This is a genomic window from Phenylobacterium montanum (assembly GCF_018135625.1).
Taxonomy (GTDB): Bacteria; Pseudomonadota; Alphaproteobacteria; order Caulobacterales; family Caulobacteraceae; genus Poindextera; species Poindextera montana.
In genome coordinates this window covers 2,940,972-2,952,869 of sequence record NZ_CP073078.1, presented here as the reverse complement: position 1 = coordinate 2,952,869, position 11,898 = coordinate 2,940,972, and the positions used below count along the sequence as shown (strand labels likewise).

Genomic DNA, 11,898 nt, shown 5'->3' with positions numbered 1-11,898 from the left:
GCTCGAAGCGCGCAAATGGCGCGCGTGCGGGGCAAGGATACCAAGCCCGAGCTGATGGTGCGACGGACCCTTCACGCCGCTGGCCTCCGATTCCGGCTGCAAGCTAGGGACCTCCCGGGAAGACCAGACATTGTCTTCCGCTCAAGGCGGATCGCGATCTTCGTGCACGGGTGCTTTTGGCATCGGCATGACGATCCAGGCTGCAAATTGGCCCGAATGCCGAAGTCTCGTCAGGAGTTCTGGGGTCCAAAACTGGCGGCCAATGCCGAACGGGACAGCCGGAACATTGAGGCACTGCTCAAGGCAGGCTGGGCGGTGGAAATCGTCTGGGAATGTGACCTCGGGCCCGAACGTCTCAGCAGGTTGATCGATCGGGTCCGCGCCAAGGCACCGCGCTCGCCCAGTCGAGCGGCGAAAAGCGAATTGAAAGACGCCGACTAACACTCGTAAGCTGTGCTCTGGGCGGGTTGTGAAACCGCCAGTCGGGGCTGGTCTAGACAAGAAATGCATGAGGGCATTGCGCTCTCCCGATGGAGCCGGCTGCTCATCGAGGAGATTTTTGGGGACCGGGAGGGCGAGGGAAGGCCTGTCTCGACGATCGAGGCCGGCGGCGCGTTGCTCGTCCGGGCGCTGGCCCGTTCCGGAATAGATGCCACCGAGCAAGCCGCCCTCGACAGCTTCGTCCAAGCCTTTCCCGCGCGTGGGCAGATGCTGCGCTGGTTCAGCGGCGTTGATAGTCCTGGAGACGCGGTTCCGGCCTTTTTGATCCTTTGCTGTGTGGCGGCGAGCGAAGCTACCGGGTCCGAGGCCAACGACTATCGTGAGCGACTGCGCCAGATGATGGGGTGGGACGCGATCATCATGGATTGTGGTGCCCTTCCCACATTGTGGAAGCGGCTCGAACGCTCGCTCGCCGCTGCGCCACCCGATCGGCGGCTACGGCGATTGATCCTGCCGGACCCAAGGTTCCGCACTCAGATTGGTCACGCCATTGAGTTAACTTTCCCGTCACGGCAGGACGCTCGCCGCTTAAGACACGACCTCGACGACGGTGGATTGGTCGACCCCAACTCTCCGGTCGCCGTTATGCGGTGGCTCGTGGCTCGCGGCACGCGCTACTCGCCGACCTTTCAAGAGACCTTTAGCGACTTCCAATCCGCATGGCGGTCTGGCGCCCGCGCGTTGACCGACCATCGCTTCTGGAGCGGTTGGCGGATGGTCGTCGAGTCATGGCGTCCGACTCTGACGCAGGACGTCTTCCATATCGTCAGCGACGAATGGGGGAGGTACCAACTCGTGACGGCTGAGGGAGAGCCAACAACCCTACGAGCGATCGAGACCAAGGCACCGCCCGCGCTTCGATCACTGTTGGCGAATGGCTCGCCCATTCTCCTGCGCGAAGTCGATTGGGGACAGTGGACGTGGACTGGCCAGGGCCGCTCAGCCATCCGTGACGCTCGAGCCGCGTTAATCCGCGAGAAATCGCATAGCGCGACCATTCTCGCGCAGATGGACCGCGCGGCAGTTCAAGACGCCGCCGGGTGGGTCTTGACCGCGGCCATCGACCTGCTGCCGGGCACGAGCGGGCGCCTGGCAATTGGCGATGACGATCTAGTTGATGCTCGTTTCACGGGCGTGCCGAGGTTCGACGGCGGCAGGTTGGCGCGCCCCTCGTTTCCCATCCGCCTTTCGACCACTGGGCCGGTCGAACAGGTCAAGCTAAAAGGCGAGGGCGCGGATCTCGTCACCCTGCGCCGCGCGGGATCTCAGGACTGGCTTCTCACGCTCGTCGAACCGCTAAGTGGCGACCTGCAAGTCGCCATCGAGGCAACTGGGGGCGTCACCCGACGAACCCTATCCCTGCGCGCGTCGGCGATCGCGCCCGACTGGCAGCGCGAGCTTCCGCGTCGGTTTGTCGTGGACGAGATCGGCTCTGCGGATTGGGCCCCGACGGGAGCCGCCGGGAGCGCGATCGGCGGATCTTTCCTCGCCGCTCATTCAGAGGCGTCGATCCAAACCAAGCAAGGAATTATCGACCTGGTCGAGTATCTGGCCGCCCGTCCCGGCGTCATGCCGCTTGGTGGTTTCCTCGACCTGCTCGACACGCTGCCCGGAATTGAGGAAGTCGGGCGATGGACCCTGTATCGCGGCCTCATGGAGGCCGGACTCATCGACCCGCTGCGTGTCCGGGGATGGCGAGGCTGCGCCGTGACCGCCCGGGCACCGCGGGCGGTACTTTCACGCGCCAGCGATGGGTTTTGTCTGGTCATCGATGGGCTGGTCAACGAAGTGCTGGCGCAAAGACTTCAGGCCATGGCCTTTGACCTTGGGCTGAGCGCCACCTGCACCGTCGGGGTTGGCCCCTGGTCGCCGCCCGTTCTGTGCCTGCACGGAAACCGAGAGACTCTGGTATCGATGGCTGCGGATACCGGTCTCGAGCTTGAGTTCTTGACTCCAGCTCTCGACGGCCTTGGCGTGCCCGTGGAGGGCACGCCAAACGCCGATGGATCGAACCACGGGTCGCGGATCCGATTGCCGGACCTTGATGCCCTGGGGGGCCGTGGTGTCGAGGTTCATCTTTGCCGCCGGGAGGCCGAGGACGCGCCGCCGGTCTGGCTCGTGCACACCGCCGGAGCCGAGCCTCGTTATTGGTCACACAGGCATTTGGCGCTGCTCGACGCGTGCCGGCAAGCAGCGATCGCTCCCTTCAGCCTGACGCGCGGCCGGCTGATTTCTGAGCTGCCAGGAGTGTTCCTGCCACTGCAAGTAGCGCGTTGGCTAAGGCTCGCGACAGGCGTCAGCCCGGGGAAGACCGTCGCTCAGCACTCCTACCCCGTCGGCTCAACGCTTGAGCCGGTGATTCGCGCGGCGCTTGGGCTGCCGTTGACGGCGACCTCGAGAAAGCTAGCGGCGGGCGGCGCGCTCCGCCGACGGGGAAGCGCCGTCGCTATCGCGCGGTCGCGTGGAACAGCCGTTGAAATCACACCTGTTTGGCGCTGGGCCCGTGACCAGCGCGGAGGCCCCCATTGAGTAAGCCGAACGACATCACCAAATTGCAGTTCTTGGGCTGCGTGGACTACGCGCAGCACAACTTTGCGCGTCTGAAGCCACTCCTTTACTCGGAGACGGGACGCCGATGGGACGGCGTGGCCGATCGGTCCTGGTTTCCTAACGAAGGTCTGGTGTTCGCCGTCCAGGCTGAACTCCGTTACTCGCAGAATGGTTCGCATTGGATCTTCAGGCTCGCCCCGAACGCACGAGGCGACGCGATAGACAAGGATGTCTTCAGCGCCATCCAGGCTAAGCCCGCGGTCGAGTTGATCATCGGAATGGAGCCATTGGACATCGAGCCCTTGCGCCAGCTCGTGACCGAGACGGGCCTATCCCCGTGCCCCTTAGGGAAGGCCGGCGCGGCCGTCCCCGAGCTCAACGATCGCTGGGTCGTGATCAACGAGCTGGCCCGCGACGATGATGGCCGCTGCCGCCCCGCCACCTCGGTGAACCTCAAGCACCTCAAGGTCCTGATAGGAACGCCGGAAGAGCTGTGCGGGATGGCAACCCAGAGCGGCCACTACGTTCTGCCGCCTCTTCACCCCGCGAGCGGCGAGAGCCGCAATTGGCTTCCACCAACACAATTCCTGGAGACCTTGGCCGCGGATCTGAGACGCTGGGTGCCACATGGTCCGCAAAGGCCGAAGGCCCAGGCCGCCGCACAAGCCCTCCGTGAATTGGCGCCTCAGATGCTCGGCCTATCGGCCCTCCGGGCTGACGATGCCAAGGTCGCTATCGCCCGCGCCGCCTATCTGACCGAGGCCGCCGAGACGATCACGGGCGCGGCAAGCACGATCCTCGAACTGATCGGCGAGCAGGAACCCTTCAAGGCCGAAATTGAGCGGCGTCGCGTCAAGATTAACGCGGAGCTTGAAGCCGAGGCCCTCGCCGCCGTCGAACAGAAAGAAGGCGCGGCGCGGGACCGCCTTCGGGCCGAGCAAGCATCGTTGCGCGCGGAGATTGATATCGCGGCCGGCCGCCTGGTCACGCTGAAGTCGGAAATCGCTTCCCTCGAAAGTGAGGCCGAGACGCTGCGTTCGGCGAAGGCGGACCACGTCGAGGCTCTCGACGCGGAGGTTGACGCCGTTCTCCAACGCGCCGCGAGCGAGCCCGCGCGACTTCTCGCCGAATGGCTGGGCGTGTCTGGTCTCGTCGTTGGTGGCGTGGGCGGGGGAGATACCGAGCCACCGATCACGACAGAGCCGGATAGCCTAGCGCCAGTCGCCGGTTCCGCGGCGCCGGCGCGTCCCGTCGAGGCCGGCGACCTCGGCGCGCTGCTCTTCGCGGCCGGGCCCGCGACGAACCCCGGCCAACCGCGCCTCCTTGTCCTCGACGCCGCCCTCCGGGCCCGCGAACTGCCAGTGCTCATCGGCCCATTCGCCCGGGAGTTCGCCGAGGCATGGTTGTCGGTCGTCGGTGGCGCGACTCCCGTGACCATCATGACCGATCCCACTCTGCTCTCAGTCAACGACCTAACCCCGACCGGGCAGAGAGGGGAGAAGGCTCCACTGCATGACGCGTTCGTTCGCGCGCGGTCCCGCTCGGAGCCGGTCGTGGTAATCCTGGACGACCTGGATCCTGCGGCGGCGGGCTTCTGGCTCCCGGAGCTCGCGCGCTGCCAGCGCAACCCGCAACGCTACGGATTTCCGTCCAATCTCCTGTTCATGGCGGTGATCGAAGCCGATCCCTCGCAGATGAACCTCACGCGCCTCCGTGCCGGCGAGCTTTTCCCACTCCTGTTCGATGACTGTCATCCGACAGGAGCCACGCCGGAGCGACCCGCCGTGCCGTTCGATCTCGCTCCGGGACTTGTCGCGGAACCAGCATCGTCCACGAGCTGGCCCGCCCGGCTGGCAGCCTTCGAAGCCGCGCTCGCGATCACATTCAAGCCGGATGACGCCAAGTCCCTGGCCGATGGTTTCTCGGACTTCCTACAGCACTGTAAGGGCACCGGCGCGTCGCCGAAGGCCGATGGATCGCTCGCCGCCCTTCTCGCGAAGTCGGCCAATAGTCTGCGCAACGGAACCGCTGGGGAAATTTGATGTACGATCCAATCGGCGCCTTCGAGCGCATGCGGGACTTTTTCGTCGCCTACCTGGACACCGCCTTCAAGATCCGGTCGCCCGCCGTCACCAACGCGCGGCGCGATCTGCTCTCCACCGCCGGCCAGATGTGCGCCGAGGCGATGATCGAGCCGGTTCTACGATATCGATCCTGGCCGCACCGGATCGAGGACATGATCGACCGCTCCGGCCCCCTCGAGAGTCTTGGTCGCGAGGCCCAAATCGCCTTCACGGAGCTGGCCGGCTCGGGACTTTTTGAAGGTCAGAAGGTCTCTGGAAAGCCATGGTGTAGGCGGCCGGCCTTCGCGCCCTACGAGCATCAGGCGCGCATGCTGGAGCGCGGCCTTGGGTACGGAACGCCCGGCATCGTCACGTCCGGCACCGGCTCGGGGAAGACCGAGAGCTTCCTGTTGCCAATTCTGGCTCGAATATCGCAGGAGGCGGTGAATTGGCCCGCGCCCTCGCGACCGCTCGGCGAGGAAGACTGGTGGCGTTCCGACAACACCGACTTCAAGTCGGCGCGGAGCGCGGAAGACCCTGGCCGGCCCAAAGCGGTCCGCGCGCTCATCCTCTACCCGATGAACGCGCTCGTGGAGGATCAGCTAACAAGACTGCGGAAGGCTTTGGACTCGAAAGAGGCGAGGGATACTTGCCGGCGTCGCTTCAACGGCAATCTGATCTTTTTCGGTCGATACAATAGTCAGACGCCGAGCACGGGCTTCAACCGCCACCCCTATCGCGCGGGGGACGCCGGGGAGAAGCGCGTCCGCAGACGTAGGCTGGAGACCAATCGGGAGCATCTTCGAGCCGTCGCGAAGGGGCAAGCGATGGCTGAGGCCTACGATCGCGAGCAGGCGGCCAAACAAGGCCGGGACCACGAGGAGGAGACGCGCTTCCTATTCCCCGCAATCGACGGCGCCGAGCTCAACACACGGTGGGACATCCAGGCAACGCCACCGGACGTCCTGGTCACGAACTCCTCCATGCTCAACGCGATGATGGCGCGGGAGGTGGAGGACCCGATCCTCGAGCAGACCAAGGCATGGCTGCACAGCGACGACGAGGCCTACTTCTACCTGGTGATTGATGAGCTGCACCTCGTTCGCGGTTCGTCCGGCTCGGAGGTCGCCGGCCTCCTGCGCATGCTCATCAATCGCCTTGGGCTCGATGACCCCGCGCATCGCCACAAGCTGCGGATCCTGGCCTCCAGTGCGTCCTTGCCGCTGGACGGGGCGGGAGCCGCCGCTTCGCTGAAATACCTATGGGACTTCTTTGGCGCGAACGGGACGTTCTCCCCCGGTGGGGCCGGCGCGAAGGACGCCAGCTTCTGGAACGATTGCGTGGTGGCCGGCGAACCGGAAATCGATGCCGAGCGGACTGGTGCCTTGGCCCCAGAGCCGTTCGTCGCCTTGCTCGGCGCCGCGAGGGCCGACGCCAACGCGGTCCTGGCTCCTCCGTGCCTCGCCGAGATCGAAGATGAGATCAGCCGGGCACTGGCCGCAATGGGGGGGGGTGCCGTCAGCCTAGACGAGAAAGCGCGTGATCTAGCGGAAGCCGCCGCGGCCGTGCTGCTGTCCGCTTGCCGACGCGAGGACGGAATCCGCGCGCGAGCCGCCAGCGATTTGGCGCGGAGCATTTTTGGCGCCGCGGATCTTGAACCCTTGCGCGGCCTGCTGCTCGCGCGCGCCTTGGGCGACGTTCTCGCCGCCGAACCGGGCCACAAGACCCGCGTAGCTCAGACCACGCCGTCCTTCCGGGTGCACTTCTTCTTCCGGGCGTTGGAAGGTCTGTTCGCCGTGCTCGAGAAGGCTCCAGACGGCGAGGTGGCCTATTCATCGCTTTCGATCGAACGCGGATCCGGCCTGGCGCGGGTCGGTGGCGAGGGGCCGGCGCGACGCCTCATCGAGACCCTCTACTGCGAATCCTGCGGCGAACTGTTCGTCGGCGGAATGCGCTCATCGAACGGCCCAGGCGCCGCGATCGATCTGCTGCCGTCGTCGGCGAAACTGGAAGCGCTCCCGTTCGGAGCGTCCGGCACCGAGTTCGAGGATCTGACCTACGACGATTACGCGGTATTCTGGCCCACCAACCGCGCGGGCGCGGAGCCTCCAGAGACGGTCAGCGGTCGCGACGGCAGCCAACCTCGTTGGGAGGAGGCCTTCCTTGATCCGTTCGGGGCCAGGGTCTGGCGTGGTCCAATGAACGAAGACGCAATTCACGGTTTCGTCTTCAAGCGCTCGACCAATCCGTCGCACAAGGACGCCCGGGGGCGTGTGAGTGGAGATCGGGGCTCCGCGACGCCGGCGGCCTGCCCGGCGTGCGGGACATCCTACGTCTTGCGGTCCCAGGGCCGTTCCTCCCCCCTTCGTAACTTTAGAACCGGCTTCGCCAAGACCTCGCAGCTTCTGGCGACTGAGCTGTTCGAAGTGCTGCACGCGCCCAAGCCCTCTACGGCGCCGAAGGCGATCGTGTTCTCGGACAGCCGGCAAGACGCCGCCCGGGCGGCGGTCGAGCTTGAGGCCGATCACTTCAGAGCCCTGATCCGTGACGTCATCGTCCGCTTGACGCGAGAGCGGATCGACACGGAGTTCCGGGAGGAGGACCGAGCGGCGGTCGAGGCGGCGATGAAAGCCGCGGCCGCCAACATGGACTACGCGGAGGCGGCCCGGCTGAAGGTTCGCCTAGCCGACATGCAATCGCTGGCGGTGGAGACCGAACCTCTCGTCGCCCTCGCGCAGGACCCGGACGACACCGCATACCTCGCGACAACGCCCACCGCTGATCCGCCGATGGCGCTGCTCATCTCGAGACTGGTCAGCCTAGGCATCCACCCAAGTGACTCCAGCGTCGCGCCCGACGATATCTGGTGGCGGCTGTTCAAGCTCGAGGGCGAGGCTGTCAAATGGACCGGACCATCCGCGACGCTGGATGGCAACGCGATCCAAGCCAAGCGACGCGAGATCGCGGAGGAACAGCGCGAAGCATTGCACGACACGCTCTTCAATAAGACCTATTTCTCGTTCGAAGAAGCAGGACTTGGTTATCCCACCTTCTTCACGCGCGGGGACTACACGGCGGACCGCGATGAACTCGACGCCCTGCTTCGGGTGCTGGCGGACGCCTACCGCGTGGACGGCTCGCGTTACGTCGACCTCACGCAAATCAAGCAATGGACGACGGCGGCCGACGTGCCCCTCGACAACCGGGTTCGTCGTTTCTGCGAGGCCGCGTCCCCAGGCAACGGCGATCAGTATCTGAACGACGCGTTGGATCGATTGCGCCAGGCCGACCTTGGGCATACTGGCGGCATCGTCCGGCTATTCTCGCTTGGGGTAAGGCTGGCCAAGGCCGACACACCATTCTGGAGGTGCGCTCGCTGCGACCGCGCGCACCTCCATAGGGGCGCGAACGTGTGCACCCGATGCGGCGATCCACTCCCGGCCGCTACCGCGGGTGTGGCGAAGGATCTTTGGCGGCACAATTTCCTCGCCCACCGGGTCGATCGTGCAGAGACGGGGGCGGAGCAGCCGTTCCGGTTGCGAAGCGAGGAGCTCACGGGCCAAACCCGTGACGGCGCCGAACGGCTTCGGCGGTTCCGTGGCATCCTGGTGGAGGACGGGGCAGGTGAGGACGCCCGTCTTCCGAGGCTTGGCAAGGAAATCGACCTCCTCAGCGTGACGACAACGATGGAGGTCGGCATCGATATTGGGCCGCTTCAAGCCGTCTATCAGGCGAATATGCCGCCCCAGCGGTTCAACTATCAGCAACGTGTCGGGCGCGCGGGACGGCGCGGCCAGGCGTTTTCGGTCGTCGTGACGGTTTGCCGTAGCCGCAGCCACGACTTGCATTATTTCCGCCATCCCGAGCGGATCACCGGCGATGCTCCGCCGCCACCGTTCCTTGCGGCGGGCTACGAGGACATTCCCTTGCGGGTCGTCCGGAAGGCTTGGCTGCAAGCGGCGTTCAAGTATCTCCGGCTGAAGCACCAGGGCGCCTATCGCGGGTATGACGTACTTCCGCCCGACATCCACGGTGAATTCGTCTACGTCGCTGACTACAAGGACGAAGACTCTCCCTGGCGGGATGAGCTTAGGGAAGCCCTCGAGGCGACGCTAAAGGCCCGTGAGGCGGCGGTCGCCTTGCTAGCGGCGGACCTGGCGCCCGATCTCGCCAGCAAGCTCAGGTCGGCGTTGGAGGTGGATATCCTGATGGCGGCGATCTCCGACGTCATCGCGCGTGAAGGGCGCTGGGATATCGGGGTGGCGCACGCCCTGGCCGAGGGCGGATTGCTTCCGATGTACGGGATGCCGACCCGGGTGCGCCCCCTCTATCTGGGCCTGCACTCGAACGGGCCTGACGACGTTGACTGGGATACAACCGATCGCGACTCGGACTTGGCGATCTACGAATTCTCGCCCGGTGCTTCCCTCGTTCGCGACAAGCGCGTGCACACGGCCGTTGGGCTGACCCCCTCGCTGCCCAAGCCCCGGAAGCACGGCGCCTGGATCATGCACGGCCAGGATCAACGAGCCCCGTTGGACGACGAGTGGTGGATGGCCCTTTGTCGGGGCTGCGGCGGCTGGACGCGTGTTGATCAACCCGGAGACGTTTCATGCGCCGCGTGCGGTTCCGCGATACCCGGCGGAGATTTTAAGCATTGCCTATCCCCAGCGGCCTACCGAACGGACTTCGATCCGAAACGAACTGGCGAGGGAGAACTTCGGATCATCCGGTCCCGTATTGTTTGTGCCGAAGCGACCGACGTGCGGCCATCCCGGGCACAAGGGACCAATGTCGCCATAAGCCTCGAGCGCACCGCGCGCATCGTCAGGCTCAATCCAGGCTACGACGCGGATCCCATGCAATCGGCTGGGTTCAGCTTCGAGCAAGGCCGACAGCGCGCGGCGCCACGACGCGGCGTGTGGATGACCTTCGCTAACCAAGCCTTGGAATCCGATTACCAATCCACCTTGCGAAGCCCGGACTGGACTGCTGATCTCGGACCGCTTTCGGGGTGGCTGGCGTCGCGCAAGACCACGGACAGCTTGTTCCTCGCGCCGTGTGCGATGAACCCGCTCCTCGACATCTCGCGGGTCGCCGGTTCCGACGCGCGTGTGTCGGTTCGCGCTGCTGCATTGACGTCGTGTTTCCTCCTCGTGGACCGCGCGGCGCTGGAACTGGATGTTGATCCAGGTGAGTTCGACATCCTGCCGCCGCGGCTCTATCAGCCGGATGGCGTCAAGCGTCCGATGCTGCAGATCGCTGACACGCTGGTGAATGGATCCGGGCTATCACGTCGCTTGGCACAGACGCCCGACCGTCCCTGGGCGATCGACTTGCTCAAGAGCATTGTGGAAGATGGGGCTGCTTGGCCGCTCCGCGAGTTCGCCACGCCGTCGCACCGGGCCTCGTGCGACCAGGCCTGCTACGAGTGCCTGCAGCGCTACGGAAACCGAAGCTACCACGGCCTGCTGGACTGGCGCCTCGGTCTCTCGTTCGCTCGGGCGCTGATTGATCCCACGCACAGCGCTGGCGCGAATGGCGATTTCAGCGCGCCCGAACTGGTGGACTGGCGGTTGATGGCCGAGGACGCCTTGGCGCGGGTCGCGCGGGGTTCGGGTGATCTTGAGGTTATCAATGGCGCTCCCCTGCCGGCCCTTCGTCTAAAGCGAACAGGAGGCGACGCGGTGATCGCGATCCATCACCCGCTCTGGCGGATCGAGGGGACAATCTCGCCGCTTGTCGCCCAGATGCACAACGAGCATCGCGGACCGGTGAGGTTGATCGACAGCTTTGAGTTGGCGCGAAGACCGTTCCACGCGATCTCGAGACTATCGTTCTAGTGGGGATGGCGATGGCTACCGTGTTTGCTCTGGGCGAAGGCTACACCCGCCCTGAGATCCGCGCCCTGGTGGGAGATCCCAATCAAAAGGGTGGCGCGTGGGACACCGGCTACCGACGTTGGCGTGGGGAGTTCTTCATCTTCGCTGGCGTGGGCATCCCGGGGAGAACCGGTCACAACTACGACAACCATTGGAAAGGCGAGACGCTGGTTTGGCAGGCTCGCAACAACACCAAGCTGCGGGACCGGCAGATCCAGGAACTCTTAAGCGGTGCGTACCCCATCCATCTTTTCACCCGCGAGGACGAGCGGCTTTCGTGGACCTATCGCGGCCTCGCCACGCCGCTCACCATCATGGACACCTCGCCCGTGGGCGTGGTCTGGGCGTTCGGCGTCCCGTCGACCGACCACGTCGAGCGCGTCAACATAGAGCCAACTGCCGACGAGGCGGATCCTGTCACCGAGACCGAAGCCGTCCGGGCGGCCCGGCTTGGGCAATCCAAATTCCGTCAGGACCTGATGGACCTATGGGACCGCCAGTGCGCTGTGACTGGCTTGGCGCTCCCCGAGCTATTGCGCGCATCCCACATCAAGCCGTGGAGACACAGCTCGCCCCAGGAGCGCCTCGACCCGGATAACGGACTTCTTCTCGCGGTTCATGTCGATGGCCTGTTCGATCGTGGCCTGATCTCCTTCGATGACGATGGGGCCATCCTTCGATCGCCCATGCTCTCCTCGGAGCTCATGCGCAGACTTGGTTTGGACGACCTACCACCAATCAAAAATCTGAACGTCAAGACCCGGGCGTACCTCGCGATCCACCGCGAGCAATACCTGAAGCGAGAAGTCGACCAAAGAATCCAGCCTATATCTCAGACGGCAAGATAAAGCGGGTTTCCCCGCTCGGTCCCTGTCGGGCCGGTTTTGTTTGTCTGCACAATG

General features: G+C 65.0%; 5 protein-coding genes. All 5 read left to right on the top strand.

The window, feature by feature from the left end:
- The first annotated feature begins 15 nt into the window (after positions 1-15).
- The 5 genes from KCG34_RS13180 to KCG34_RS13160 all read left to right on the top strand — a co-directional run bounded on the left by KCG34_RS13180 (position 16) and on the right by KCG34_RS13160 (position 11,844).
- Positions 16-441, top strand: a complete 426-nt coding sequence (locus tag KCG34_RS13180) for a very short patch repair endonuclease (protein WP_249138017.1) — start codon at positions 16-18, stop codon at positions 439-441.
- A 63-nt stretch (positions 442-504) separates the two neighbouring features.
- Positions 505-3,030 (top strand): hypothetical protein, encoded by a 2,526-nt coding sequence (locus tag KCG34_RS13175; protein WP_211936109.1) that lies wholly within the window; start codon positions 505-507, stop codon positions 3,028-3,030.
- A complete protein-coding gene (locus KCG34_RS13170) occupies positions 3,027-5,093 on the top strand; it encodes a hypothetical protein (protein ID WP_211936108.1) in 2,067 nt (688 codons plus the stop codon). Before KCG34_RS13175 ends, KCG34_RS13170 begins: the two co-directional genes overlap by 4 nt.
- On the top strand, positions 5,093-10,957 hold the full coding sequence (locus KCG34_RS13165; protein WP_211936107.1) for a DEAD/DEAH box helicase: 5,865 nt from the start codon (positions 5,093-5,095) through the stop codon (positions 10,955-10,957). The genes KCG34_RS13170 and KCG34_RS13165 overlap by 1 nt, the downstream gene beginning before the upstream one ends.
- Positions 10,958-10,968: 11 nt before the next feature.
- On the top strand, positions 10,969-11,844 hold the full coding sequence (locus KCG34_RS13160; protein ID WP_211936106.1) for an HNH endonuclease: 876 nt from the start codon (positions 10,969-10,971) through the stop codon (positions 11,842-11,844).
- The last annotated feature ends 54 nt before the right edge of the window (positions 11,845-11,898 follow it).